Source organism: Pseudescherichia sp. (assembly GCF_031979925.1).
Taxonomy (GTDB): Bacteria; Pseudomonadota; Gammaproteobacteria; order Enterobacterales; family Enterobacteriaceae; genus Pseudescherichia.
On record NZ_DALZFB010000008.1, the window covers coordinates 12,075 to 37,697 of the forward strand.

Annotated in this window: 23 protein-coding genes; 8 read left to right on the plus strand and 15 right to left on the minus strand. The window is 57.4% G+C overall.

Annotated features, from left to right (window positions below):
* Nucleotides 1-20 precede the first annotated feature (20 nt).
* From cysA to RTM13_RS14290, 9 genes are all read right to left on the minus strand, one after another.
* Nucleotides 21-1,115: a sulfate/thiosulfate ABC transporter ATP-binding protein CysA gene (cysA, locus tag RTM13_RS14250; RefSeq protein ID WP_312212634.1), complete on the minus strand. Its 1,095-nt coding sequence runs from the start codon at nt 1,113-1,115 to the stop codon at nt 21-23.
* Nucleotides 1,105-1,977 carry a sulfate/thiosulfate ABC transporter permease CysW gene (cysW, locus tag RTM13_RS14255; RefSeq protein WP_312212635.1) on the minus strand — a complete coding sequence of 291 codons (873 nt, stop codon included), beginning with the start codon at nt 1,975-1,977 and terminating at the stop codon, nt 1,105-1,107. The genes cysA and cysW overlap by 11 nt, the downstream gene beginning before the upstream one ends.
* A complete protein-coding gene (gene cysT / locus RTM13_RS14260) occupies nt 1,977-2,810 on the minus strand; it encodes a sulfate/thiosulfate ABC transporter permease CysT (RefSeq protein ID WP_312212636.1) in 834 nt (277 codons plus the stop codon). Before cysT ends, cysW begins: the two co-directional genes overlap by 1 nt.
* On the minus strand, nt 2,810-3,826 hold the full coding sequence (locus RTM13_RS14265; RefSeq protein ID WP_312212637.1) for a sulfate ABC transporter substrate-binding protein: 1,017 nt from the start codon (nt 3,824-3,826) through the stop codon (nt 2,810-2,812). Before RTM13_RS14265 ends, cysT begins: the two co-directional genes overlap by 1 nt.
* A 165-nt stretch (nt 3,827-3,991) precedes the next feature.
* Nucleotides 3,992-4,132, minus strand: a complete 141-nt coding sequence (locus tag RTM13_RS14270) for a hypothetical protein (RefSeq protein ID WP_312212638.1) — start codon at nt 4,130-4,132, stop codon at nt 3,992-3,994.
* Nucleotides 4,133-4,273: 141 nt separating this feature from the next.
* Nucleotides 4,274-5,620, minus strand: a complete 1,347-nt coding sequence (locus RTM13_RS14275; protein ID WP_312212639.1) for an OprD family outer membrane porin — start codon at nt 5,618-5,620, stop codon at nt 4,274-4,276.
* A gap of 205 nt (nt 5,621-5,825) precedes the next feature.
* A complete protein-coding gene (locus RTM13_RS14280; RefSeq protein ID WP_312212640.1) occupies nt 5,826-6,725 on the minus strand; it encodes a Dyp-type peroxidase in 900 nt (299 codons plus the stop codon).
* Between the two features lie 94 nt (nt 6,726-6,819).
* Nucleotides 6,820-7,398 (minus strand): RpoE-regulated lipoprotein, encoded by a 579-nt coding sequence (locus RTM13_RS14285; RefSeq protein WP_312212641.1) that lies wholly within the window; start codon nt 7,396-7,398, stop codon nt 6,820-6,822.
* A 33-nt stretch (nt 7,399-7,431) separates the two neighbouring features.
* Nucleotides 7,432-7,857: a GNAT family acetyltransferase gene (locus RTM13_RS14290; protein WP_312212642.1), complete on the minus strand. Its 426-nt coding sequence runs from the start codon at nt 7,855-7,857 to the stop codon at nt 7,432-7,434.
* Nucleotides 7,858-8,066: 209 nt separating this feature from the next.
* Between RTM13_RS14290 and amiA the strand changes: the two genes are divergently transcribed.
* On the plus strand, nt 8,067-8,939 hold the full coding sequence (gene amiA / locus RTM13_RS14295; protein ID WP_312212643.1) for an N-acetylmuramoyl-L-alanine amidase AmiA: 873 nt from the start codon (nt 8,067-8,069) through the stop codon (nt 8,937-8,939).
* A complete protein-coding gene (hemF, locus tag RTM13_RS14300) occupies nt 8,939-9,841 on the plus strand; it encodes an oxygen-dependent coproporphyrinogen oxidase (protein ID WP_312212644.1) in 903 nt (300 codons plus the stop codon). The genes amiA and hemF overlap by 1 nt, the downstream gene beginning before the upstream one ends.
* 5 nt (nt 9,842-9,846) lie before the next feature.
* Here hemF and maeB read toward each other — a convergent pair whose 3' ends face one another.
* Nucleotides 9,847-12,126 (minus strand): NADP-dependent oxaloacetate-decarboxylating malate dehydrogenase, encoded by a 2,280-nt coding sequence (gene maeB, locus RTM13_RS14305; protein WP_312212645.1) that lies wholly within the window; start codon nt 12,124-12,126, stop codon nt 9,847-9,849.
* 281 nt (nt 12,127-12,407) lie between these two features.
* On the opposite strand from maeB, the gene tal reads away from it, so the two are divergent.
* Complete coding sequence (gene tal, locus RTM13_RS14310; RefSeq protein WP_312212646.1) at nt 12,408-13,358, plus strand: transaldolase; 951 nt, start codon at nt 12,408-12,410, stop codon at nt 13,356-13,358.
* Between the two features lie 20 nt (nt 13,359-13,378).
* Nucleotides 13,379-15,373, plus strand: a complete 1,995-nt coding sequence (tkt, locus tag RTM13_RS14315) for a transketolase (RefSeq protein WP_312212647.1) — start codon at nt 13,379-13,381, stop codon at nt 15,371-15,373.
* Here the strand turns inward: tkt and RTM13_RS14320 are convergent.
* From RTM13_RS14320 to aegA, 3 genes are all read right to left on the minus strand, one after another.
* Nucleotides 15,363-16,406: a DUF1176 domain-containing protein gene (locus tag RTM13_RS14320; RefSeq protein WP_312212648.1), complete on the minus strand. Its 1,044-nt coding sequence runs from the start codon at nt 16,404-16,406 to the stop codon at nt 15,363-15,365. The genes tkt and RTM13_RS14320 overlap by 11 nt on opposite strands.
* Before the next feature lie 129 nt (nt 16,407-16,535).
* Nucleotides 16,536-17,111, minus strand: coding sequence for a GDP-mannose pyrophosphatase NudK (gene nudK, locus RTM13_RS14325; RefSeq protein ID WP_312212649.1), 576 nt, complete (start codon nt 17,109-17,111; stop codon nt 16,536-16,538).
* Nucleotides 17,112-17,144: 33 nt separating this feature from the next.
* On the minus strand, nt 17,145-19,127 hold the full coding sequence (aegA, locus tag RTM13_RS14330; protein WP_312212650.1) for a formate-dependent uric acid utilization protein AegA: 1,983 nt from the start codon (nt 19,125-19,127) through the stop codon (nt 17,145-17,147).
* 261 nt (nt 19,128-19,388) lie between these two features.
* On the opposite strand from aegA, the gene acrD reads away from it, so the two are divergent.
* Nucleotides 19,389-22,505 (plus strand): multidrug efflux RND transporter permease AcrD, encoded by a 3,117-nt coding sequence (gene acrD / locus RTM13_RS14335; RefSeq protein WP_312212651.1) that lies wholly within the window; start codon nt 19,389-19,391, stop codon nt 22,503-22,505.
* A 98-nt stretch (nt 22,506-22,603) separates the two neighbouring features.
* Here acrD and ypfM read toward each other — a convergent pair whose 3' ends face one another.
* Nucleotides 22,604-22,663, minus strand: coding sequence for a protein YpfM (ypfM, locus tag RTM13_RS14340; RefSeq protein WP_100181659.1), 60 nt, complete (start codon nt 22,661-22,663; stop codon nt 22,604-22,606).
* A 476-nt stretch (nt 22,664-23,139) separates the two neighbouring features.
* Here ypfM and RTM13_RS14345 point away from each other — a divergent pair, with 476 nt between their 5' ends.
* The 3 genes from RTM13_RS14345 to RTM13_RS14355 are packed head-to-tail and all read left to right on the plus strand — an operon-like array spanning nt 23,140 to nt 24,842.
* Nucleotides 23,140-23,496 (plus strand): ArsC family reductase, encoded by a 357-nt coding sequence (locus RTM13_RS14345; protein WP_312212809.1) that lies wholly within the window; start codon nt 23,140-23,142, stop codon nt 23,494-23,496.
* A 3-nt stretch (nt 23,497-23,499) separates the two neighbouring features.
* Nucleotides 23,500-24,627 (plus strand): succinyl-diaminopimelate desuccinylase, encoded by a 1,128-nt coding sequence (gene dapE, locus RTM13_RS14350; RefSeq protein ID WP_312212652.1) that lies wholly within the window; start codon nt 23,500-23,502, stop codon nt 24,625-24,627.
* A gap of 26 nt (nt 24,628-24,653) precedes the next feature.
* Complete coding sequence (locus tag RTM13_RS14355; RefSeq protein WP_042389360.1) at nt 24,654-24,842, plus strand: YpfN family protein; 189 nt, start codon at nt 24,654-24,656, stop codon at nt 24,840-24,842.
* A gap of 48 nt (nt 24,843-24,890) precedes the next feature.
* On the opposite strand, the gene ypfH is transcribed toward RTM13_RS14355, so the two are convergent.
* Nucleotides 24,891-25,589, minus strand: coding sequence for an esterase (gene ypfH, locus RTM13_RS14360; RefSeq protein WP_312212653.1), 699 nt, complete (start codon nt 25,587-25,589; stop codon nt 24,891-24,893).
* Between the last annotated feature and the right edge of the window lie 34 nt (nt 25,590-25,623).

Sequence of the window (25,623 nt, forward strand, 5' to 3'; positions counted from 1 at the left end):
AACCACGTAACGTTAAACTATCAGGCAGAGTGCGCCAGAGCAAGATCCCCGCGTTCAGCAAGACGCTCCGTGCCGTTGTAGAGGCGAGCATTCTGCAGGCCGATAAACAGCCTCTCGCCGCGCTGCGGCGCATCCTCCCCACGCAGCACTACCGACAGCGGTTCGTCATACCAGCCCTGAGGCTGCACCACCAGCTGGGTATAGTGCCCTTTCGGACTGGCCTCAACGACGACTACCGGTAGCGGCGCTTCCAGGCTGGTTCTGCGGCTAATATCCACTTCCCACGGACGCAGGAAGAGATCGACCTCGCCCTGGTGAGCCGGGGTGTAGCCCAGCGGCCAGCGGTGCGCGCCGACGTGGAACTGACTGCCGCGCACCACGCCGTGCAGGCGGTTAACCTCGCCCATAAACTCCAGCACGAAGCGAGTCGCTGGCTCACGCCAGACCTGTTCAGGGACATCAACCTGCTCGATATTCCCCTGGCTCATCACTACCACGCGGTCGGCCACCTCCATCGCCTCCTCCTGATCGTGAGTGACGAAGACGCTGGTAAACTTCAGCTCTTCGTGCAGCTCACGCAGCCAGCGACGCAGCTCTTTACGTACCTGGGCATCCAGCGCGCCAAAAGGCTCATCCAGCAGCAGGATCTGCGGATCCGGGGCCAGGGCGCGTGCCAGGGCAACGCGCTGCTTCTGCCCACCAGAGAGCTGGGCCGGGTAGCGATCCGCCAGGTGCGCCAGCTGCACCATCTCCAGCAGCTTAGTGACTTTAGCTTTGATCGCCGCCGCGTTCGGCCGCTCGCGTCGCGGCAACACCGTCAGGCCAAAGGCGATGTTGTCGAATACCGTCATATGGCGGAACAGTGCGTAGTGCTGAAACACAAAGCCGACCTTACGGTCGCGGGCATGCAGACGGCTCACGTCAGTACCCTGAAAACGAATATGCCCGCTGGTCTGGTGCTCAAGCCCGGCGATAATACGCAGCAGCGTGGTTTTGCCCGAGCCAGACGGCCCCAGCAGCGCGACCATCTGTCCGGAAGGGATATCCAGCGAGATATCATTCAGCACCTGGGTGCGACCAAAGGACTTCTTAATATTGGCAATCTCAATGCTCATGATTTCCCTCCTGTTGCGCGCGTTTCTCTTGGTTATGTAAACGCCACTGCAACCCACTCTTTAAAAACAGGGTCAAAATAGCCATTAGCGTCAGCAGGGCGGCGGCGGTAAAGGAGCCTACCGTGTTGTAGTCCTGCTCAAGTAACTCAATCTGTAGCGGTAGCGACAGGGTCTCGCCGCGAATCGAACCGGAGACCACCGATACCGCACCAAACTCACCTATAGCGCGGGCGTTGGTCAACACCACGCCATAGAGCAGCGCCCAGCGGATATTTGGCAGCGTGACGCGACGGAACATCTGCCAGCCGGATGCGCCCAGCAGGATCGCCGCCTCATCCTCGTGGCTGCCCTGACTGAGCATTACGGGTACCAGCTCGCGTACCACAAATGGACAGGTAACGAAAATGGTCACCAGCGCCATGCCGGGCCAGGCAAACATAATCTGTAAGTTATGTTCATCGAGCCAGCCGCCGAGCGGGCCGTTGGAGCCGTAGAACAGCAGGTAGACGAGACCCGCGACGACCGGCGATACCGCAAACGGAATATCGAGCAGGGTCAGCAGCAGCTGACGGCCCGGGAAGTTAAAGCGGGTCACCAGCCAGGCGAGCAGCGTACCGAACACCAGGTTAACCGGGACGGTAATCAGCGCAATCAGCACCGTGAGCCAGATAGCGTGGAGCATATCCGGATTGGCCAGGTTCTCCAGCACCGGCATCAGCCCCTTACTAAAGGCCTGCACAAAGATGTAGATCATCGGCACCACCAGGATGAATGCCGAGATCAGCATCCCGGTGCCGATCAGGAACCATTTCCCCCAGTTGACAGGGGAACGATCGTGTTTAAGTTGGGAGACTTCCGCCATTAGTGACCTACCACCCGTCGACCAAAGCGACTTTGCAGAGTATTAATTGAGAACAGCAGTAGCAGAGAGGCCGCGAGGATCACCGAGGCAATAGCGCTCGCCGCCGGATAGTCAAACTCCTGCAGGCGTACGAAGATCATCAGTGAGGTCACCTCGGTTTTCCACGCGATGTTACCCGCAATAAAGATTACCGCGCCAAATTCGCCGAGACTGCGGGTAAACGACAGTGCCACGCCTGCCAGCAGCGCCGGGGATAGCTCCGGCATTACCACTTTACGGAAGCTTTGCAGACGCGTTGCGCCCAGCGTCTGGGCCGCCTCTTCGTACTCCGGCCCCAGCTCCTCCAGCACCGGCTGTACCGTCCGCACCACAAAGGGGATGCTGGTAAAGGCCATCGCCACGGCGATACCGAGCCAGGTATAGGTAACTTTGATATCAAACTGCGCCAGCCACTGGCCATAGAAGCCGTTGACTGAAAAGAGCGAGGCCAGGGTCAGGCCCGCCACCGCCGTCGGCAGGGCAAACGGCAGATCCATCAGCGCATCCAGCAGTGTGCGCCCTGGAAAACGGTAGCGCGTCAGGATCCACGCCATCAGCAGGCCGAAGACGCCGTTAAAAATCGAGGCGACAAAGGCCGACAGCAGCGTGACCTTGTAGGCGGCAACAACCTGCGGGTTGGTCACCACCTCCCAGTACTGATCCCAGCTCATCTGTGAGAGCTGCATAACCAGCGCGCTGAGAGGCAGGAGCAGGATCAGACAGACGAACAGCAGGCTGGTCCCGAGGCTCAGGGTAAAGCCGGGCAGCACGCGTTTTGAAGCAACTGCAAACATTAGCTACGCCCCGCCGCCAGCAGCTTGTCTAACTCACCGCCGCTACCAAAGTGGGTTTTCATCACCTCCGGCCAGGCGCCAAAGCGATCTTCAACTTTGAACAGCTCGGTCTGCGGGAACTTATCTTTCAGCTTATCCATCACTTCCGGGTTATTCACGCGGTAGTAGTAGTCGGTAATGATGGTCTGCGCCTGCGGGCTGTAGAGATAGTTCAGGTAGGCTTTTGCCGCCTTCTCTGTGCCGTTGGCCTGCACGTTTTTATCTACCCACGCCACCGGGAACTCCGCCAGGATATTTACTTTCGGCACCACGACCTCGAAGCCCTGGGCTTCATACTGCTTACGGATGGTGTTTACTTCGGATTCGAAGGTGATCAGCACGTCGCCGAGGCCACGCTCAACAAAGGTGGTGGTTGCTCCGCGGCCGCCGGTATCAAATACCTCAACGTTTTTCAGGAACTGAGTCATAAACTGCTCGGTTTTCGCCTTATCGCCGCCGTCGGCTTTATCTGCCGCTCCCCAGGCCGCCAGGTAGGTGTAGCGAGCGTTGCCGGAAGTTTTCGGATTCGGGAAAATCAGCTTCACATCAGAACGCACCAGGTCATTCCAGTCGTGGATATTTTTCGGGTTGCCCTTACGCACCAGGAACGCCATTGTGGAGTAGAACGGCGAGCTGTTGTTCGGCAGACGGCTCTGCCAGTCTGCCGGGATCAGCTTGCCTTTGTCATGCAGGATCTGCACGTCCGTGACCTGGTTATAGGTCACCACGTCCGCCTTGAGTCCCTGCAGAATGGCCAGTGCCTGCTTGGAGGAGCCAGCATGGGACTGTTTGATGGTGAGCTTGTCGCCGCCGTTCTCTTTCGCCCACTGCTGCTCAAAAGGCGGATTAAGGGCGGCAAACAGCTCGCGAGAGACGTCATAGGAGCTGTTGAGCAGCTCGGTCGCCTGCGCCTGCGCTACCAGCAACACTGAAGCGGCAAGCGTGAGATATCCTTTTTTCAGTAAGTTAACGGCCATTGCGCACCCTTATATCTGTGATGACTATCAAAATCACAGTTTATTTATAAGCAGTACCAAAGGAGTAACGGTTTTATATACCGTTTGGTGATTTGCAAGTAGAAAAGAGCATAAGCGGTGTCCAGGCTACGGCGCTCAGTCGCCGGACACCGCTCACAGAGCGCATCATCTGGCGCGATAGAGATAGCGATTACTCGCGCCGGACTTTTTGATCTCCCGGTAGACCATGTGCAGCCTGACCAGAATAGTTAAGATAAACCCAACCTGCTTCCTGTTGAGATCGGCGAACTCGCATACGTCACTCACTGAAAAGAAGGCCCTTGGGTTCTCATGAAACAGAAAATAGACCTTTTTAAGCAGGTTCAGATGTATCGTTTTTGAAAAATAGCTTTTAATATCCATATGCAATATATTGAGCATCAATAAAGTTATAGATAATAATTATATTTAAAGTTTAAACCGATAGGTTGCTGCCATTTCGCCAGAGAGCGAATTTGCGCGTTGCGAGTGGCCATTATAGAGTTTTGGTGTGGTATAGTCCGACTCTTGCTCATGGTGCCAGCCATAACCACCGCTTAAATAGACCGTCCAGTTTTTTGCCGGGTTCCAGTTGCTATACATTCCCAACTGCCCCTGGCGTAACGTTTCACCTTCATAATCGAATTCACTATAGTTTGTCCGCACGCCCACGGAGAGATCGGGTGTAAATTTATATTCAGCGGCTAACGCCAGCATGGTTTCACCGTCGCGCACGTAATCGATATCCGCATAGGCCGGCGAGTTAAAACGGCCGCGGGCATTGCCAATAACGTTACGGGTAAATTGACCGACACCGTTTGTTTTCTTAGCCTCGGTATAGGTTAAACCACCCAATATTTTCCAGGGCGTTTGTGGAATACGCCACTCTATTGTCGCCGAGTAGTGCCAGGCTCGCTTATCAAAATCCTGTTTTCCCCTGGCGGTGCTGGAGGTTGTTCTTTTCGCATCGCTACCATACTCCTGCCCATAAATTTGCGTCCCCAGGGTGATATCGGGAAACGCATCCCACCATCCCTCAAAGCCCTGCTTGAAAAGCAGGTCATCGGCAACGCCGTAGAAGTAGTAGGCTTTCAGAGGCTTAGTCTTGTAGTTTATGCCGCCAGTGATGACATGGTCGACATTGCGGCTCTCTCCGTTGCCATCCCGAATATACATCCTGTCTATGTTAGGGCTATCACGCCGCATCACCTTCCCGTCGAGAAACAGCGTATCAACGCTCACATTATCGATGGCAGTATTGGCGAACCAGCCTGAATGAGTATTGAGGGACATTCGCTGTGAGTTAGAGAAGATGCCCGTATTCTTGATGGTAAACCAGCCGCCTTTAACATTCACCCTGGCACGAAGAATATCCATTTTCAGCTTCGCGTAGCGTTGACCTATTTTGGTATAGCCTTTGGCTTCACCATCATCATCATAGAGAATGGCACGGGAAGCAAAGTTATCACTGGCACCTAATTTTGCGGCACTGTAATAAGAGGCATCAAAACCGATAAAGTCAGCGAAATACCCGGAGGTATAATCAACCGTTACCCCCTGCGCCCACGCCTGCTGTACCGAAGTGGCATAGCGCTCTTGCTCATTATCGTAACGATTTTCCGTCTTTAAGTATTTCCACATATTCCTTGCTGAAATCTCAAAGGTGGAATCGGCAAAGAAGGGATCGTCAGAAAGGGTTTTTTCCCAGTCGCTCGCATTGACATCAGTTATAAAAAAACAGCATGGCGAGCACGCCATTAATAACAGCTTTTTCATTCTCATCATAAATCCTTTTAAACTTATTCTTGTAATAAATAATACTTCCAGAGATTATCAGGAAATAAAAAGATAATAATGCGGGCAGGAAATTAATATAATCTAAAAAATTAAAAAGGGAGAGCTGTCACATTTGAATGGTCGGATATTAATTACCACAGGGCGATCCTCTGCCCTTCACTGAAGGGCAGAGGATAAGAGAAAATTACAGGTTTAATAGACGGTTTAACGACGGGGCAAAATAGTAGCCACCGGTCACCGGACGGGTGAAGCGCAGCATAGCGTCACGCTTGCCGTCGGTATCACCAAACATGCTTAACAGCTGCTGTTCAATGTTATACAGGCGGGCGCAATAGGCGCAGAAGTAGAGCCCGTGCTTGCCGCTCGCCGTACCGTAAGGCAGGCTCTGGCGCACGATTTTTAGCCCCTTGCCGTTCTCTTTCAGATCGACGCGGCTCAGGTGCGACGTAATTGGACGGGCATCGCCGTCGATCTCTTCATTTGCCTCTTTGGTGCGGCCAATCATCATCTCCTGATCCGGCACGCTCATGCGGTTAAGCTGCTTCAGGTTATGCTCCCAACGCTGGACGAAGACGTAGCTGCCACCCGCATCGATACCCTCCTGAATCACAGCCACCTCGGTACGTTTCTCGCTGCCGGCCGGGTTCTCCGTGCCGTCAACAAAGCCGCTCAGGTCGCGATCCTCAACCCAGCGGAAGCCGTGGGTCTCCTCTTTGACCTCCAGCGCATCGCCAAACGCCGCCAGCGCCGCCTGGGCGACGGAGAAGTTGATGTCGTGACGCAGAGAGAGAATGTGAATCATCACATCGTACTGGGTGGCCGGGGCCAGCCCTTTGCCGTAGGGGACAAACTCTTTAAGCTCTTCGGCCCCTTCCCCACCGCTCAGCGCGGGCCAGACGCGGTGACCAAAGGCCACCACCGCGCCGAGATTGGCTTCGGCAAAAGCGAGCTGGAAGTTAGCCAGCTTGTCGGCAAAAATTTTACTGCCTTCGCGCAGGGCTTTAACGTCACCCTTTACGTTCGCTTCGATCCAAATCGCCGCCCGGCAGTGTTCTGGCAAAATGCCGCTTTGAACCTGAGACATCACTACTCCTCTAAAAAAAACATGCCGCGCAGCCGCGGCATTAATGGCGCTATTGTACCCGTTTTTTCAGAGGACCAGGATTGTTCCGATCAAATTAACGACGCCAAATAATCTTATTCAGGGTCCATTTTTTCAGCGCGTCATCCGGCGGCATTAACCCTTCCGGGCCATTCCAGCTGCCGGTAAAGACATAGCTGACGCGCTGGCTGCCCTGAGCCTTACACTCCACGCCGCCGCTGTCGTCGCCGGTGGCTTTGGTGCAGTTGCCGTAGGCCTTGTCATACAGTTCACTGAAGGGCATGCCGACCTTCGCCCCGGTATCGCTCTCAATACTGTCGTCGAGCACATCGATGCGGCTGATTTTGCCATTTTCGCCGTTAATAATTAATGCAACCTTATCGCCGTCCAGCGCCTCATAGAAGCGGACCACGTTGCCGCCCTGTTCGGAGCGCATCCCGCTGCGCAGGCGATAGTCGCCATCCAGCGCGTCGGCGATAGACTCTTCATCAAAGGTGGTCTCCGCCGTCAGCGCCCCCACGCCCTCATTGGTCACCTCCGATGAGGAACCAAACCAGTTCCAGGGGTTAGCTGCCGACCAGTTCACTGACCCGAGGGTCGAACAGCCGGTCAGGGCCAGCGGCAGGACGCAGAGAAGCATACGCAGCGATTTCATGGTTTAAATCCTTTCGTCTTGGTTTACTAAAACTCAATACTCTTCATCTTCAATCAGGCGCTTGCCGAGGTTGACGACGTCGGCGTGTTCATAGCCGAGGCGCTCGTACATTCCCAGCACAAGATCGTTCTCTTCCCGCACCTGAATGTTGATCTTTGGGCAACCTCGGGCAATTAATCTCTTCTCCAGGCGGTTAAGCAGCGCGTTGGCGATCCCTCGGCCACGGTACTCCGGGTGCACCCCGAGATAGTAGGCCGAACCGCGATGGCCATCGTAGCCCCCCATTACCGTTCCGACCACCTCGCCGCCAACCTCGGCCACCAGAAACAGGCTAACGTCATGATTCAGCTTACGTTCGATGTCCATCTCCGGATCGTTCCATGGTCGTAGCAGGTCGCAGCGCTCCCACAGAGTGATCACCTCTTCGAAGTCGGCCTGGCGAAAAACGCGTATCTCCATGGTATTTACCTGTCTGCTGGGTCAAAAGGTTGATTATGGCGTGAAGTGCCAGTGAAGCCAATATGCGGCGAAATGGCAACGAAAAAATGGCATAATAATGGACGGTCACGTATTGAAATGAAAAATAAAGCAATTCAACGCGTGACGTGTCGTAAGCTTGTAAGCGATACGCTATAACACCAGGGACGCATGATTACATTTTGGGTCGTATGAGCACATTTAAACCATTAAAAGTACTTACATCGCGTCGTCAGGTTCTGAAAGCAGGTCTGGCGGCATTGACACTGACAGGCACGTCACAGGCTATTGCCAAAGATGACGCATCGCTAAAAACCAGTAACGGACATACCAGGCCGAAAGCTAAAAAAGCGGGGGCCAGACGCGTGGTCATGCTCGACCCCGGCCACGGTGGAATCGATACCGGTGCTATCGGCCATAACGGCTCGAAAGAGAAGCACGTAGTGCTGGCGATCGCCAAAAACGTCCGCGCCATCCTGCGCAGTAAAGGTATCGACGCGCGGCTGACGCGAACCGGGGATACCTTTATTCCGCTCTACGATCGCGTCGAGATTGCCCACCAGCACGGAGCGGATCTCTTTATGTCGATCCATGCCGACGGCTTTACTAATCCGGATGCGGCTGGCGCGTCGGTCTTTGCTCTCTCCAACCGGGGAGCCAGTAGCGCGATGGCAAAATACCTCTCCGATCGCGAGAACGCCGCCGACGACCTGGCGGGCAAAAAAGCACGCGATAAAGATCACTATCTGCAACAGGTGCTGTTTGACCTGGTGCAGACCGATACCATCAAGAACAGCTTGACCCTTGGCTCGCATATTCTTAAGCAGATTAAGCCGGTGCATCGCCTGCACAGCAAGCACACCGAGCAGGCGGCATTTGTGGTGCTGAAGTCCCCCTCCGTGCCGTCGGTGCTGGTAGAGACCTCATTCATCACCAACCCCGCTGAAGAGCAGTTGCTGGGGACGAAGGCGTTTCGCCAGAAGATCGCTTCGGCCATCGCCTCCGGTGTCCTGAGCTACTTTAGCTGGTTCGATAATCATAAAGCGCACTCGAAGAAACGATAATGAGTAAACCTGACGCACACCTGGTGAAAGCCTTTTTCCTTCAGCTGCAGGACAAGATTTGCCAGCAGCTCTCCGCCATCGACGGTAGCGACTTCTTTGAAGATAACTGGCAGCGTGAGGCTGGCGGTGGCGGGCGCACCCGCGTTCTGCGCGACGGTGGCGTCTTCGAGCAGGCAGGAGTGAACTTCTCCCACGTGTACGGCGATGCCCTGCCCGCCTCGGCGACCGCGCACCGCCCGGAGCTGGCCGGACGCAGCTTTGAAGCGATGGGCGTTTCGCTGGTCGTGCACCCGCACAACCCTTACGTGCCTACCAGCCACGCCAACGTGCGCTTTTTCATTGCCGAGAAGCCGGGCGCGGATCCGGTCTGGTGGTTTGGCGGCGGCTTCGATCTGACGCCCTACTACGGCTTTAGCGAAGATGCGATCCACTGGCACCGCACCGCGCACGATCTCTGCCAGCCGTTCGGCGAAGATGTCTATCCGCGCTACAAAAAGTGGTGTGATGACTACTTCTATCTGAAGCACCGTCAGGAACAGCGCGGCATCGGCGGTCTCTTCTTTGACGATCTCAACGCGCCGGATTTTGATCGCTGCTTCGCCTTTACCCAGGCGGTGGGCGAAGGCTTTACCCAGGCCTACCTGCCCATTGTCCAGCGGCGGAAAGCGATGGCGTACGGCGACCGCGAGCGCAACTTCCAGCTCTATCGCCGGGGCCGCTACGTCGAGTTTAATCTGGTATGGGATCGGGGGACGCTGTTTGGCTTACAGACCGGCGGGCGTACGGAGTCGATCCTGATGTCGATGCCGCCGAAGGTGGCATGGGAGTATAACTACCAGCCGCAGGAGGGCAGCCCGGAAGCCGCCCTCAGCGAGTTTATCAAAGTCAAAGAGTGGATTTAACGCCCTTATAACGGCTGCGTCTGCGCCTCCACCACCGCCAGCGCCACCATGTTGACGATGCGGCGGACGGAGGCGATAGGCGTCAGCACGTGCACTGGTTTTGCCACGCCCATCAGCACCGGCCCGACGGTAACGCCCTCCGAGCTGGAGACGCGAAGTAAGTTGTAACTAATCCGCGCCGCCTCGACGTTAGGCATAATCAGAATATTGGCCGACCCTTTCAGCGGGCTGTCCGGCATCCGGTCCTGACGAATGCTCTCCACTAGCGCGGCGTCGCCGTGCATCTCTCCGTCAATCATCAGGTGTGGATCGCGCTCACGCACTCTCGCCAGCGTCTCGCGCATCTTGCACGCCGCCGGTGAGTTCGACGAGCCGAAGTTAGAGTGCGACAGCAGCGCCACCCGCGGCTCGATGCCGAACCGGCGCACGGTTTGGGCTGCCATCAGGGTAATGTCCGCCAGCTGCTCCGGGGTTGGATCGTCGTTGACGTAGGTGTCGGCGATAAAGGTGTTGCCGCTTGGCAGCAGCAGGGCATTCATTGCCCCTGCCGTCTGCACACCGTCGCGGTAGCCAAACAGCTGTTGAACCACGCTAAAGTGCTCATGATAGTCGCCGATGGTGCCACAGATCATCGCATCCGCCTCGCCGCGCTGCACCATGATCGCCCCAATCACCGTCGTGTTGCTGATCACCGCCCGCTGGGCCTGCTCCTGAGTAATGCCGCTGCGCTTCATGATGCTGTAGTACTCGTTCCAGTACTCCTTGAAGCGCGGGTCGGATTCGTTGTTGACGATCTCAAAGTCGACGCCGGGACGGATCTGCAATCCCAGCTTCTGGATACGCATCTCGATTACGCTCGGACGACCCACCAGGATCGGCTTCGCCAGCCCGAGGGTGATCAGCTCCTGGGTTGCATGCAGGACACGTGCCTCCTCCCCTTCCGCCAGCACTACCCGCTTCGGATCGTTGCGCGCCTGGGAGAAGACCGGCTTCATAAACAGGTTGGTTTTGTAGACAAACTCGGTGAGCTTATCGATATAGGCGGTAAAGTCGGCGATGGGTCGCGTTGCCACACCGGAGTCCATCGCCGCTTTGGCTACCGCCGGGGCGATCTTGACGATCAGGCGCGGATCGAAGGGTTTGGGGATCAGATATTCCGGGCCAAAGCTCAGATCCTGATCGCCATAGGCCGAGGCCACCACTTCGCTCTGCTCGGCGTGGGCCAGCTCGGCAATGGCGTGCACCGCCGCCAGCTTCATCTCTTCATTAATGGCGGTAGCGCCCACGTCGAGCGCGCCACGGAAGATGAACGGGAAGCAGAGCACGTTGTTGACCTGGTTAGGGTAGTCAGAGCGCCCGGTACAGATGATGGCATCTGCACGCACCGCTTTTGCTACCGGAGGCAGGATCTCCGGCTCCGGGTTCGCCAGGGCGAGGATCAGCGGCTGGCGCGCCATCTGCTTCACCATCTCCTGGGTCAGGACGTTCGGCCCCGAGCAGCCGAGGAAGATATCCGCATCCTGCATCACCTCCGCCAGGGTACGTTTGCCATTATCCTCTATGGCGTAGGCGGCCTTGGTTTCGGCCATTGGCGTCTCGCGGCCCTGATAGATGACCCCCTTCGAGTCGCACACCACGATGTTATGCTTCTGCATCCCCAACGCCACCAGCAGGTTCATACAGGCGATGGCCGCCGCTCCCGCGCCGGAGACGACCATCCGCACGTCGGAGAGATTTTTCTCTACCACCCGCAGGCCGTTGATAATAGCGGCGGTGCTGATGATCGCCGTGCCATGCTGGTCGTCGTGGAATACCGGAATGTTCATCCGCTCGCGCAGCTTCGCCTCGATGTAGAAGCACTCCGGGGCTTTGATATCTTCGAGGTTGATGCCGCCGAAGGTCGGCTCCAGCGCCGCGACCACGTCGATAAACTTATCCGGATCCAGCTCATCGACCTCAATGTCAAAGACGTCGATACCAGCGAATTTCTTAAACAGGACGCCCTTGCCCTCCATCACCGGCTTGCCCGCCAGCGCGCCGATATTGCCCAGTCCCAGCACCGCCGTGCCGTTAGAGACGACCGCCACCAGGTTACCGCGCGCGGTGTACTTAAAGGCCGCCAGCGGATCTTTTTCAATCTCCAGACAGGGGGCGGCGACGCCCGGCGAGTAGGCCAGGGCCAGGTCGCGCTGGGTGGCGAGCGGTTTCGTTGGGGAGACCTGAATTTTTCCGGGGATGGGGAACTCGTGAAAATCGAGGGCACTCTGTTTTAACTGGTCGTCCATTATGATGTTCCTTTCACGTATCGTTTGTAGGGTTGAAGCGTGATAGCGCTCCTGACGCGCCGCCTAGTATCGCCGCTGCGCGCGGCATAAACTTTGAACGCTGCCAAACTCTGACGACCCCGTCGCAAAATTTGTTATCAATTTATATCAACGGTGTTATGCCCTTACGCCAGCAAACCGGTGCCCGTCTGCTATGCTTTTTTGTTATGCATGTTTCATCTTTCACAAAAGTGTGAATCAACACACTCACGTAAGCTTTTGCTTTTCAAGGAGTATCGTGTATGAACTACTTAGACGGCATCAAACAGTTCACCACCGTCGTGGCCGACAGCGGTGATATCGAATCCATTCGTCACTACCAACCGGAAGATGCAACCACTAACCCCTCCCTGCTGCTGAAGGCCGCAGCGCTGGAGCACTTCTCTCACCTGGTGGACGATGCGCTGGAGTATGGTAAAGCGCGCGGACAGACCCAGGAGCAGCAGGTTGCCGAAGCCAGCGACAAGCTGGCGGTGAATATCGGTGCGGAAATTCTGAAAAGCGTTCCGGGCCGCGTCTCTACCGAAGTGGATGCTCGTCTCTCCTTCGATAAAGAGAAGAGCATCGCCAAGGCCCGCCGTATCGTACAGCTCTATGAGGAGCTGGGCATCGATAAGTCGCGCATTCTGATCAAGCTGGCCTCAACCTGGGAGGGGATCCGCGCCGCTGAAGAGCTGGAGAAAGAGGGCATCAAGTGTAACCTGACCCTGCTCTTCTCCTTTGCCCAGGCGCGGGCCTGCGCCGAAGCAGGTGTCTACCTGATCTCCCCGTTCGTGGGCCGTATCTACGACTGGTATCAGCAGCGCAAGCCGCAGGATCCCTACGTGGTGGAAGAGGATCCAGGCGTGAAATCGGTACGTAATATCTACGACTACTACAAACGCAACCGCTACGAAACCATCGTGATGGGGGCAAGCTTCCGCCGTATCGAACAGATTGTGGCCCTCGCCGGCTGCGACCGCCTGACTATCTCTCCGGCGCTGCTGCAGGAGCTGCAGGATAAAGAGGGCACCATTGAACGCAAGCTGGTGCCGACGTCACAAAGCTTCCCGCGTCAGGAGCCGCTGACCGAAGCTGAATTCCGCTGGGAACATAACCAGGATCCGATGGCGGTAGAAAAACTCTCTGACGGTATCCGCCAGTTCGCCGTCGACCAGCGCAAACTTGAAGATCTGCTTGCCGCTAAACTTTAATTTTTGTCATGGAGTGAAATATGTCCCGTAAAGAGCTTGCCAACGCCATTCGCGCCCTGAGCATGGACGCGGTACAGAAAGCCAACTCCGGCCATCCTGGCGCACCGATGGGGATGGCCGATATCGCTGAAGTGCTGTGGAACGATTTCCTCAAGCATAACCCGACCGATCCGACGTGGTATGACCGCGACCGCTTTATTCTCTCTAACGGTCACGCCTCGATGCTGCTCTACAGCCTGCTGCACCTCTCCGGCTACGATCTGCCGATTGAGGAGCTGAAAAACTTCCGCCAGCTGCACTCTAAAACGCCGGGCCATCCGGAGATCGGCTATACGCCAGGCGTTGAGACGACTACCGGCCCGCTCGGCCAGGGGCTGGCTAACGCAGTAGGGTTGGCGATTGCTGAACGCACCCTGGCAGCACAGTTTAACCAGCCGGGACATGAGATCGTCGATCACTTCACCTACACCTTTATGGGCGACGGCTGCCTGATGGAGGGGATCTCCCACGAGGTCTGCTCTCTGGCGGGCACGCTGGGGCTGGGCAAGCTCATCGGCTTCTACGACCACAACGGTATTTCCATTGACGGTGAAACCGAAGGCTGGTTTACCGACGATACCGCTAAACGTTTTGAAGCCTATCACTGGCACGTAGTGCATGAGATTGACGGTCACGATCCTGAGGCGATTAAAGCGGCTATCCTTGAGGCGCAAAGCGTGAAGGACAAGCCGTCACTGATTATCTGCCGCACGGTGATTGGCTTTGGCTCGCCGAACAAAGCGGGCAAAGAGGAGTCCCACGGCGCGGCGCTGGGGGAAGAGGAAGTCGCCCTGACCCGCCAGAAGCTGGGCTGGAAGCACCCGGCCTTCGAAGTTCCGAAAGAGATCTACCAGGCGTGGGATGGCCGTGAGCGCGGTGAGAAAGCCCAGCAGTCGTGGAATGAGAAATTCGCTGCCTATGAGAAGGCGCACCCTGAGCTGGCGGCTGAGTTCTCCCGTCGTATGGGCGGTGGCCTGCCGGAGAACTGGGAGCAGCTGACCCAGGAGTACATCACTAAGCTACAGGCCGAGCCAGCGAAGATCGCCACCCGTAAGGCGTCGCAAAACGCGCTTAATCAGTACGGTCCGGCGCTGCCAGAGCTGCTGGGCGGTTCCGCAGACCTTGCCCCGAGCAACCTGACCATCTGGTCCGGGTCTACCTCGTTGAAAGAGGACGCGGCCGGGAACTATATTCACTACGGCGTGCGTGAATTCGGTATGACCGCCATTGCCAACGGTATCGCTCACCACGGCGGCTTCGTGCCCTATACCGCAACCTTCCTGATGTTCGTCGAGTACGCGCGTAACGCCGCGCGTATGGCAGCGCTGATGAAGGCCCGCCAGATTATGGTCTACACCCATGACTCCATCGGTCTGGGGGAAGATGGCCCGACGCACCAGGCGGTTGAGCAGCTCGCCAGCCTGCGCCTGACGCCAAACTTCAGCACCTGGCGTCCCTGTGACCAGGTCGAGGCGGCGGTGGGCTGGAAGCTGGCGATTGAGCGCCACAACGGCCCGACCGCGCTGATCCTCTCTCGTCAGAACCTCACCCAGATGGAGCGTACCCCGGAGCAGGTGAAAGCCATCTCCCGCGGCGGCTATATCCTGAAGGACAGCGACGGCCTGCCGGATCTGATCCTCATCGCCACCGGCTCTGAGGTGGAGATTACCGTGAAGGCGGCGGAGCAGCTGAGCGCCGAGGGGCACAAGGTGCGGGTAGTCTCTCTGCCATCGACGGATATCTTTGATGCCCAGGATGATGAGTATCGCGAGTCGGTGCTGCCGTCAGACGTCAGCGCCCGCGTGGCTGTTGAAGCCGGAATTGCCGACTACTGGTACAAATACGTCGGCCTGAAGGGTGCTATCGTCGGGATGACCGGCTACGGTGAATCCGCTCCGGCCGACAAGCTGTTCCCCTTCTTTGGCTTTACCGTCGAGAATGTGGTCGCCAAAGCGAAAAAGGTGCTTAACGCGTGATCCACAGCGTGGGCCAGGCATCTGGCCCATGCCAGTTATCGCAGCTTGGCTCTTCTGCATAGCGCACCAGACGAAAACGCTGGCCGTCAAAACGCCAGCGCGTCTGAATGCCGCAATCCACCAGCCCGCGTCCCTTGGCAAGCGTTGTCAATTCGCGGGCTTTTTGATCGAACCCGGCGTTCATCAACTCCATCTCGTCATTGCCGCTGCTCGGAATAAAGGGCAGGCGCAGACGCACCGGTCTGGCCGCGTAGGGTTTTCTGCGCGACACCAGCCAGGCGAGATCCACCGTATTGTAGGCCCCCGCCTCACAGCTGACGATCAGCAGCGCTTTATCGTCGGTTAAGGCGGTCACGCGGACCTCACGGCGCATAGGATCCAGCGAGCACTGGCTGTTGTTCATTCGCAGGCTGCCGTAATCCAGCAGGGAGTCCATCTCTTCTCGGGTAAGCGGGGTCGGGGTCGGGTTCACAACCGCTACCCCTTTCAGGGCCGGAGCGGGCGGCACGCTCAGGGAGGGGTTACCGCCCTTTTTAATCCACGCGGTTTCGCTGCCGACGCGCTTCTGCTGGGCATCAATAAACAGTAGCGCTGCCTTCAGGCCCACCAGGGAGATCGTGCCCTGCCCGTCCTTCAGGGTTATCGCCTGCGCATTCTGAATGGTCTGCAAAAAGACGCTGATGGTAGGTGCATGCTCGGTGATTAACCGCCACGGTGAAATGGCCCAGTGCTGAGCCTCAAGCCGCAGCGGCATTCCGTCGATCAGCAGGCGCGGCGCAACAGGCGGCTCTTTTGTCGACGGCGTCTGGCTGCCGCCAAGCTCGATACGCAGCTGCGCATCGGTACGCGCCCCCGCGCTGCGCGTCAGGGTCATGACTAATCCATAGTGCTCACCGGTATTGCGTGCTACGCAGAAATTTTGGTTATTACAGGTGACCTGCCAGTCGGAAAAACTCTGCTGGGCAGGGGCCGCCCACGCGGACGAGGCGACACATAAATTAAGCAGTAGCAGCAGCAAAACGCGATAACGCATGAACGGTACAACCCCAGAAGTAGAAGCATAGCGAGTAAACAGCGGTATCTTCGTCGTGCTGGGGTAGCTGACTCAATCGGATTTATCGGATAGATTTATTCTAAATGCATGTTTTTAACCTGATAAATATCAAGACATTAGACCGGAAGCCTGTAAATATTGCAGTAATATCACCGCTTTAGCGTCGCGTATCTCGCCGCTGGCCACCGCTTCCAGCGCCTGGGTGAAAGGCATCTCAAGTACTTCAATATCCTCATCTTCTACGCCGCCGCCGACGTTTGTCTTCAGGCTGTCGCTATATTCAGCAATGAAGAAGTGGACGATTTCGGTAACGCCGCCGGGAGACATATAGAGCTCAAAAACCTTCCGTACCTCACCGACCTGATAGCCTGTCTCCTCAATAGCCTCTTTGCGCGCGCACACTTCCGGCTCGTCGTTGTCGAGCAGTCCGGCGCAGGGCTCGATCAGTCGTCCATCCTCGTTACCGTTAACCCAGGTGGCAATGCGGAACTGACGAACCAGCACCACGCTACGCTTTTCCCGGTTGTAGAGCAGAATGGTCGCCCCATTGCCGCGATCGTAAACCTCGCGGCGATGGCGGATCACCTCCCCGTTGCGGCGGGTCAAATCGTAGGTGATGTTGCGTAACACAAAGTAGTTTTCAGAGAGGATCTTATCTTTGATAACGTCTATTTTCAGCGACATACAGGCCCCAAAAGATGAATGTGAACACACATCTTACGCTCTGAGGCCTGCCTTGTCGTGCTCTACCCCCATCCAGGCCAGCATCCCGTGCGCCGCGTGCCGCCCCTCCGCCATCGCCGTGACCACCAGATCGGCACCGCGTACCGCATCGCCCCCGGCGAAAATTTTCACGTTGCTGGTCTGGTAGCGATAGCGGCTCTCAACGCTGGCGGCAATACGTCCCCAGCTATCCAGCGCCACACCGTGCTGCTCAAGCCAGGGCAGCGCATGGGGATTAAAGCCAAAGGCCATAATCACCGCATCCGCAGGCATGACGAACTCGCTGCCAGCGAGAGGCACCGGACGGCGGCGACCGTTGGCATCCGGCTCTCCCAGCGCGGTGCGCTGCATCCGCACGCCGCAAACTCTGCCGCTGTCGTCCAGCTCCAGGGTGAGCGGCTGGACGTTAAACTCAAATTCGGCCCCCTCTTCGCGGGCGTTTTTGACCTCTTTCTTTGAGCCAGGCATATTGGCCTCGTCGCGGCGGTAGGCGCAGGTCACCCGGCTCGCCCCGTGGCGCAGGGCGGTACGCACGCAGTCCATCGCCGTATCGCCGCCCCCCAGCACCACTACGTTTAGCCCCTCGGTATTGATGTAGGGCGCGTCAGCGGTTTCCGGCAGGGACATTAGCTGCTTTGTATTAGCAATCAAAAACGGCAGCGCCTCGTAGACCCCCGGCGCATCCTCGTTAGGCAGGTTCGCTTTCATGGAGCGGTAGGTGCCGACGCCAACAAACACCGCGTCGTAGTCGTTGAGCAGGCTCTCCAGCGCCACGTCTTTGCCCACCTCGCAGTTCAGCTCGAAGCGAATGCCCATCCCGGTGAAGATCTCCCGGCGGCGGGCGAGCAGGGATTTATCCAGCTTAAAGGCCGGGATCCCGAAGGTCAGCAGGCCGCCAATTTCCGGATGGCGATCGAATACCGTAGCGCTCACCCCGTGGCGAGCCAGCACGTCGGCGCAGGCGAGTCCGGCCGGGCCAGCCCCGATAATCGCCACCCGCTTATTGACCGGCGTAACCTGGTGCAGATCGGGCCGCCAGCCCTGCCCCAGCGCCTGGTCAGAGATATAGCGCTCAATGTTGCCGATGGTCACCGCGCCATAGTCGTCGCGCACGGTACAGGCTCCTTCACAGAGCCGATCCTGCGGGCAGACGCGGCCGGTGATCTCCGGCAGGCAGTTGGTCTGGTGCGACAGCTCTACCGCGGCAGCAATATTTCCCGCTTTCACCTGCGCGATCCACTGGGGAATGTGATTATGCAGCGGACAGGTCCACTCGCAGATGCTGTGCTCCCCGCACGTCAGGCAGCGCTGGGCTTCACGCTGCGCCTGTGCAGCACGAAATGGCAGATAGATTTCAGCAAAATGGTGTTTACGGATCTCCGGAGCGAGCTTATCCGGCTCGCCGCGAGTGGGCGTGGCCTGCATCTGCGCGATTTTATGTCGGTCGGGCAGCAGGGGGGCTTCGCTGCGCCACGGCGTCGCCTGCTGGCAGGCCGTACGCAAGCGGCGCGCTTTGACCTGAGCCGCCAGCGTTTCACTGGTTACAAGCCGCAGCGCATCGGCCGGGCAATTCGCTACGCAGGCGGGGCCGTCGGGGCGCGTCAGGCAGAGATCGCACTTGTGCGCCGTGGCGTTGACCTGGCCCTGCCCAATCGGGGTGACCAGCACCTGCATGGTGCCGAAGGGGCAGGCTACCACGCAGGATTTACAGCCAATACACTTCTGCTGATCGACCTGCACGCTGTCGCTGACCCGACTGATTGCGCCGTTGGGGCAGCTGCGGGCGCAGGGGGCAGCTTCGCAATGATGGCAGGTTACCGCCCCGCTCTGCCGCTGATGCTTCACGACGGTAATGCGCGGATGAAATTGCGCGTTGCTCAAAACATGCTGCTCACCGTTATGTGCCATCACGCAGGCGACTTCACAGGCACGACATCCTATACATTGCTGGCTATTCGCCATAACAAAACGATTCATGACACCTTCTTGTCTGGTTCAGTAAACCTTATGTTTCTCTGTTTACCGACGTCATCAAAGAGAGGCAATGTCCATATGCCCAGGATGGTTATCTTTCCGATCTGTTCCTGTGCCAGATCAATTTATTTCCCCTGGGTCATCATGCGGCGTGATAATTTACACTTTCTCCTTTTTTTCTCCACGTTTAGTCAGGCGATTGCCGCTAAAGTGGGATGAAGCAATGTTGAGTTATAAAGCACAATAAAAGAGGTCTCACTTCTGATGGCGAATTTCTTTATTGATCGCCCAATTTTCGCCTGGGTGTTAGCTATCATTTTGTGCCTCACCGGCACGCTGGCAATTCTTTCGCTGCCCGTCGAGCAGTATCCCGATCTGGCCCCGCCCAACGTGCGGATCACGGCCAACTATCCCGGCGCCTCCGCACAAACGCTGGAGAATACCGTTACCCAGGTTATTGAGCAGAACATGACCGGGCTGGATAACCTGATGTATATGTCCTCGCAAAGCAGCGCCACCGGGCAGGCGACGGTAACCCTCAGCTTTACGGCAGGTACCGATCCCGACGAGGCGGTGCAGCAGGTGCAGAACCAGCTTCAATCAGCAATGCGCAAGCTGCCTCAGGCGGTGCAGAACCAGGGCGTAACGGTACGTAAAACTGGCGATACCAATATCCTGACCATCGCCTTCGTCTCTACGGACGGCTCGATGGATAAGCAGGATATCGCCGACTATGTCGCAAGTAACATTCAGGATCCCCTCAGCCGGGTTAACGGCGTGGGCGACATCGACGCCTATGGCTCGCAGTATTCAATGCGTATTTGGCTCGATCCGGCCCGCCTGAACAGCGTCCAGCTGACGGCAAAGGATGTAACTGATGCTATTGAGGCGCAGAACGCGCAGATCGCCGTTGGCCAGCTGGGCGGCACGCCGTCGGTAGACAAGCAGGCGCTGAACGCTACCATCAACGCCCAGTCGCTGCTGGAAACCCCGGAGCAGTTCCGCAACATCACCCTGCGGGTTAATCAGGACGGCTCTGAGGTGCGCCTCGGCGACGTCGCGCAGGTAGAGATGGGGGCGGAGAAGTATGACTACCTGAGCCGCTTCAACGGCAAGGCGGCCTCGGGTCTTGGGGTCAAGCTCGCCTCCGGGGCTAACGAGATGGAGACGGCGAACCTGGTGCTCAACCGGCTGGATGAGCTGTCGCACTTCTTCCCCCACGGCCTGGAGTACAAGGTGGCCTACGAGACCACCTCCTTCGTTAAGGCCTCGATTATCGACGTGGTGAAGACTCTGCTGGAGGCCATCGCGCTGGTCTTCCTGGTGATGTATCTCTTTCTGCAGAACTTCCGCGCCACCCTTATCCCGACTATTGCCGTGCCGGTGGTGCTGCTCGGCACCTTCGCCGTGCTCTACGCCTTCGGCTACAGCATCAATACGCTGACCATGTTCGCCATGGTGCTGGCCATTGGCCTGCTGGTGGATGACGCCATCGTGGTGGTCGAGAACGTCGAGCGCATTATGAGCGAAGAGGGACTCTCCCCGCGCCAGGCCACGCGTAAATCGATGGGCCAGATCCAGGGCGCGCTGGTGGGTATCGCGATGGTGCTGTCGGCGGTGTTTGTGCCGATGGCCTTCTTTGGCGGCACCACCGGGGCAATCTATCGCCAGTTCTCGATCACCATCGTGGCAGCAATGGTGCTGTCGGTGCTGGTAGCGATGATCCTCACCCCTGCGCTCTGCGCGACCCTGCTCAAGCCGATACATAAAGGGGAGCAGCACGGGCAGACGGGCTTTTTCGGCTGGTTCAACCGGATGTTTAACCGCAGCGCAGCGCGCTATGAGTCCGGCGTCGCGAAAATCCTCCACCGCAGCCTGCGCTGGATGCTGATCTACGCCCTGCTGCTCGGTGGCATGGTGTTTCTCTTCCTGCGCCTGCCGACCTCGTTTCTGCCGCAGGAGGATCGCGGCATGTTCACCACCTCGGTGCAGCTGCCCAGCGGTGCCACCCAGCAGCAGACCCTGAAGGTGGTGCAGAAGGTAGAGAGTTACTTCGCGACCCACGAAAAAGATAACGTCATGTCGGTCTTCGCCACCATCGGCTCCGGACCGGGCGGCAACGGCCAGAACGTGGCCCGCATGTTTGTCCGCCTGAAGGATTGGGACGAGCGCGACCCCAAAACCGGTAGCTCCTTCGCTATTATCGATCGTGCTACGAAGGCGTTTCGCGATATCAACGAGGCGCGGGTCTTCGCCAGCAGCCCACCGGCTATCAGCGGCCTCGGCAGCTCGGCCGGGTTTGATATGGAGCTACAGGATCACGCCGGAGCCGGACATGACGCCCTGATGGCCGCCCGTGACAGGCTGCTGGAGCTGGCCGGGCGCGATCCGTCTCTTGCCCGCGTGCGTCACAACGGTCTGGACGACAGCCCGCAGCTGCAGATCGATATCGATCAGCATAAGGCTCAGGCGCTCGGTGTCTCTATCGACGATATCAACGACACGCTGCAAACCGCGTGGGGCTCCAGCTACGTGAATGACTTTATGGATCGCGGACGCGTGAAGAAGGTCTACGTCCAGGCGGCGGCGAAGTATCGCATGCTACCGGATGACATTAACCTGTGGTACGTGCGCAACAACGTCGGCGGCATGGTGCCCTTCTCTGCCTTCGCTACCTCCCGCTGGGAGACCGGCTCTCCGCGCCTGGAGCGCTACAACGGCTACTCCGCCGTAGAGATTGTCGGCGAGGCTGGGACCGGGGTAAGTACCGGCACCGCCATGGACATTATGGAGAACCTGGTGAGCCAGCTGCCCGGTAGCTTTGGCCTTGAGTGGACCGCGATGTCCTACCAGGAGCGGCTCTCCGGTGCGCAGGCTCCGGCGCTGTATGCTATCTCACTGCTGGTAGTCTTCCTCTGTCTTGCAGCGCTCTATGAGAGCTGGTCGGTGCCCTTCTCAGTGATGCTGGTAGTACCGCTCGGGGTGATCGGAGCGCTGCTGGCGACCTGGATGCGCGGCCTGGAGAATGACGTCTACTTCCAGGTGGGGCTGCTTACCGTCATTGGGCTATCAGCGAAAAACGCCATTCTGATCGTCGAGTTTGCCAACGAGATGAATGCCAAAGGCCAGGATCTGCTCTCGGCCACGCTGCACGCCTGTCACCAGCGCCTGCGACCGATCCTGATGACCTCTCTGGCGTTTATCTTTGGCGTCCTGCCGATGGCCACCAGCAGCGGTGCGGGTTCCGGCAGCCAGCACGCGGTGGGAACCGGGGTCATGGGCGGGATGATCTCCGCTACCGTGCTGGCGATTTTCTTTGTTCCGCTCTTCTTCGTGCTGGTGCGGCAGCGCTTCCCGCTTAAAGAGCGTCAGGAAGATTGAACAACAAAAAAGGCGGCCTATAGTGGCCGCCTCGCTGTTGCGTGATATTGTTCACGCTTCTGTTATATTAGTGCTTCTTTCTTAGTGCGTATCCGGAATTATTTACGAAGCATACCTTCGATAAAATCTTTCCAGTTCCCCAGTTCATGCTCAATCATAACAACCTCATCTAATTATTATTGGTATTCTACAAAAACTCGCCATTGCTGTGAAGAGACGCTAAATCAATTGCTATGATTGGACACCTCCGCGTTATTAGTTTGGCTTGAATAGACTATGACGCAGCGGCGGCTGTAATAATGTGACATATAGCAACATTCCTAAAAGCGGGTAGCGAAACGTTTCGCGAGCGTGATGCACCTCGCAACTTTACGCTTTTCTGGTCCAGTTTACGCAGGAGAGCTTTTCGGATATTCCCTGGGCAAATATTGCACAATAAATAATCTTATTAATGCACAATAATATTAATCATTGCCTGCTAATTATTTATCGGCGACGCGTGAAGTTATGCAAAATAGATGAACAACAATCTAAAACTAAAACAAATTGCTTCACCATCGCAGCGGTTCAGGTAATACTTTGGCCCTCTGCATTAACAAGGTGAAATTTTATGAACGACATTGCGTCTGACACTCTGCCGGTGCTGTACGGCATCAAGAACTGCGATACCGTCAAAAAAGCCCGCCGCTGGCTGGATGAGCAGCAGATCGCCTACCGCTTCCATGACTACCGCGCCGACGGGCTGGATGCTGATATGCTGCAACGCTTCATTGCCGAACTGGGATGGGAAGCCTTACTGAACACGCGCGGTACTACCTGGCGTAAGCTGGATGAAACGCGGCGAGAAAGTATCCAGAATGCCGCCTCGGCGGCGGCGTTGATGCTTGAAATGCCTGCAATTATCAAACGCCCATTGCTCTGCGCGCCCGGTAAGCCTATGCTGCTGGGTTTCACAGGATCCAGTTACGAGCACTATTTTAACGAGGTGTAGTCTATGTCATGCCCGGTTATTGAGCTGACTCAACAGCTTATTCGCCGCCCTTCTCTCAGTCCCGACGACGCAGGATGCCAGGCGCTAATGATTGAACGTCTGCGCGCTATCGGCTTTACCGTTGAACGGATGGATTTTGGCGACACACAAAACTTCTGGGCATGGCGCGGCCAGGGCGAGACGCTGGCATTTGCCGGTCATACCGACGTGGTTCCCGCTGGCGACGCCGACCGCTGGATCAACCCGCCGTTTGAACCCACCATCCGCGACGGCATGCTATTTGGTCGCGGGGCGGCCGACATGAAGGGTTCCCTGGCGGCGATGGTGGTGGCCGCCGAGCGTTTCGTGGCTCAGCATCCGAACCATAGAGGACGTCTGGCCTTTCTGATCACCTCCGACGAAGAGGCCAGCGCTACCCACGGCACGGTGAAGGTTGTGGAGGCGCTGATGGCACGTAACGAGCGCCTCGACTACTGCCTGGTGGGTGAACCCTCCAGTACCGAAGTGGTGGGCGACGTAGTGAAAAACGGGCGTCGCGGATCGATGACCTGTAACCTGACCATTCACGGCGTACAGGGGCACGTGGCCTACCCGCACCTGGCGGATAACCCAGTGCACCGCGCTGCCCCGATGCTTACCGAGCTGGTGGCTATCGAGTGGGATCGGGGTAACGAATTTTTCCCGCCGACCAGCATGCAGATCGCCAATATTCAGGCCGGGACCGGCAGCAATAACGTCATTCCAGGCGACCTGCGGATGCAGTTTAACTTCCGCTTCAGCACCGAGCTTACCGACGAGGCGATCAAAGCCCGCGTGGCTGAGCTGCTGGATAAGCATCAGCTGCGCTACACCGTTGACTGGTGGATCTCTGGCCAGCCGTTCCTCACCTCGCGCGGTAAGCTGGTGGATGCGGTGGTGAAGTCGATTGCGCACTATAATGAAATTGAACCGCAGCTGTTAACCACGGGCGGCACCTCGGACGGACGCTTTATCGCGCGGATGGGTGCGCAGGTGGTCGAGCTTGGGCCGGTGAATGCGACCATTCATAAAATCAACGAATGCGTAAACGCCGCCGATCTGCAGCTGCTGGCCCGTATGTATCAACGCATTATGGAACAGCTGGTTGCATAATTGCGTTTCTGAATGAGGACATGAGCATGGAATGGCTGGCTAAATATTGGTGGATTCTGTTACTGGTTTTCCTGGTGGGCGTGCTGCTGAACGTTATTAAAGACCTCAAGCGCGTCGACCATAAGAAATTTCTCGCTAACAAGCCCGATCTGCCCCCGCATCGCGATTTTAACGATAAGTGGGACGACGAAGACGACTGGCCGAAGAAAAAGTAATCGGTTGGGGTTACGCCGGGCGGCGCTTCGCTTGCCCGGCCTACAAATCTACATAAATTCAACGATATCGTCGTCATTGAACTTACCGCCGCTGAGCGCCTCATCAAAATAGTGCTTCGGCACGGTATAGCTCAGACGACCGAGCGCCAGCTGCATACTCTCCTGGCTGATGCCGTGTCCCAGATCGTCAACAATATCCAGCGTCACATCGCCTCCGGCCAGTAACAGCGCCTCCTGGGCGGCAACGGCGTGCGTCAGCTCAATCACCCGGTCCTCCCCGCCGTGGATCAGATGGATAGTCACCGCCGCGCCGATAATCGTCGGCAGGCTGGCGAAGCGGCCGTTAAAGGCAATTACCCGCGACGCCAGATCCGGTTGGGCTTTGACCCCCTCCAGCGACATGATCGCCCCCTGCGAGAAGCCAATCAACGCCGTGGCCTGCGGCCCCAGCCCGCTCTCGCGTTGCCAGTAGCGTACCGTCTCAATAAAGGCTGGCATGATGGCGTCCACGCGCTGCTGGCGGTTCTCCTCCGTCACGCCCTGCACGGAGAACCACTGCCGCGCCGGAGCCGGACCGCAGGGTTCAGCTCCGCCAACGCTGACGATCAGCGCATCTGGAAAGCGGGCGGCAAAGCCGGTACCGACCTGCCCCATCGCTACCGGATTATCGCCAACGCCATGAAACAGCAGCAGCAGCTGGCTGGCAGGTTTGTCAGGACGTTGTACAACATAATAGTCATGTTCCATGGCGGTCTCCTTATAGCGTTGAGGTAAGTTTACG

What these genes read in the sequence shown, in the direction of transcription:
- cysA (WP_312212634.1), bottom strand. Translation starts at nt 1,115, where the DNA reads ATGAGCATTGAGATTGCCAATATTAAGAAGTCCTTTGGTCGCACCCAG.
- cysW (WP_312212635.1), bottom strand. Translation starts at nt 1,977, where the DNA reads ATGGCGGAAGTCTCCCAACTTAAACACGATCGTTCCCCTGTCAACTGG.
- cysT (WP_312212636.1), bottom strand. Translation starts at nt 2,810, where the DNA reads ATGTTTGCAGTTGCTTCAAAACGCGTGCTGCCCGGCTTTACCCTGAGC.
- RTM13_RS14265 (WP_312212637.1), bottom strand. Translation starts at nt 3,826, where the DNA reads ATGGCCGTTAACTTACTGAAAAAAGGATATCTCACGCTTGCCGCTTCA.
- RTM13_RS14275 (WP_312212639.1), bottom strand. Translation starts at nt 5,620, where the DNA reads ATGAAAAAGCTGTTATTAATGGCGTGCTCGCCATGCTGTTTTTTTATA.
- RTM13_RS14280 (WP_312212640.1), bottom strand. Translation starts at nt 6,725, where the DNA reads ATGTCTCAGGTTCAAAGCGGCATTTTGCCAGAACACTGCCGGGCGGCG.
- RTM13_RS14285 (WP_312212641.1), bottom strand. Translation starts at nt 7,398, where the DNA reads ATGAAATCGCTGCGTATGCTTCTCTGCGTCCTGCCGCTGGCCCTGACC.
- RTM13_RS14290 (WP_312212642.1), bottom strand. Translation starts at nt 7,857, where the DNA reads ATGGAGATACGCGTTTTTCGCCAGGCCGACTTCGAAGAGGTGATCACT.
- amiA (WP_312212643.1), top strand. Translation starts at nt 8,067, where the DNA reads ATGAGCACATTTAAACCATTAAAAGTACTTACATCGCGTCGTCAGGTT.
- hemF (WP_312212644.1), top strand. Translation starts at nt 8,939, where the DNA reads ATGAGTAAACCTGACGCACACCTGGTGAAAGCCTTTTTCCTTCAGCTG.
- maeB (WP_312212645.1), bottom strand. Translation starts at nt 12,126, where the DNA reads ATGGACGACCAGTTAAAACAGAGTGCCCTCGATTTTCACGAGTTCCCC.
- tal (WP_312212646.1), top strand. Translation starts at nt 12,408, where the DNA reads ATGAACTACTTAGACGGCATCAAACAGTTCACCACCGTCGTGGCCGAC.
- tkt (WP_312212647.1), top strand. Translation starts at nt 13,379, where the DNA reads ATGTCCCGTAAAGAGCTTGCCAACGCCATTCGCGCCCTGAGCATGGAC.
- RTM13_RS14320 (WP_312212648.1), bottom strand. Translation starts at nt 16,406, where the DNA reads ATGCGTTATCGCGTTTTGCTGCTGCTACTGCTTAATTTATGTGTCGCC.
- nudK (WP_312212649.1), bottom strand. Translation starts at nt 17,111, where the DNA reads ATGTCGCTGAAAATAGACGTTATCAAAGATAAGATCCTCTCTGAAAAC.
- aegA (WP_312212650.1), bottom strand. Translation starts at nt 19,127, where the DNA reads ATGAATCGTTTTGTTATGGCGAATAGCCAGCAATGTATAGGATGTCGT.
- acrD (WP_312212651.1), top strand. Translation starts at nt 19,389, where the DNA reads ATGGCGAATTTCTTTATTGATCGCCCAATTTTCGCCTGGGTGTTAGCT.
- dapE (WP_312212652.1), top strand. Translation starts at nt 23,500, where the DNA reads ATGTCATGCCCGGTTATTGAGCTGACTCAACAGCTTATTCGCCGCCCT.
- RTM13_RS14355 (WP_042389360.1), top strand. Translation starts at nt 24,654, where the DNA reads ATGGAATGGCTGGCTAAATATTGGTGGATTCTGTTACTGGTTTTCCTG.
- ypfH (WP_312212653.1), bottom strand. Translation starts at nt 25,589, where the DNA reads ATGGAACATGACTATTATGTTGTACAACGTCCTGACAAACCTGCCAGC.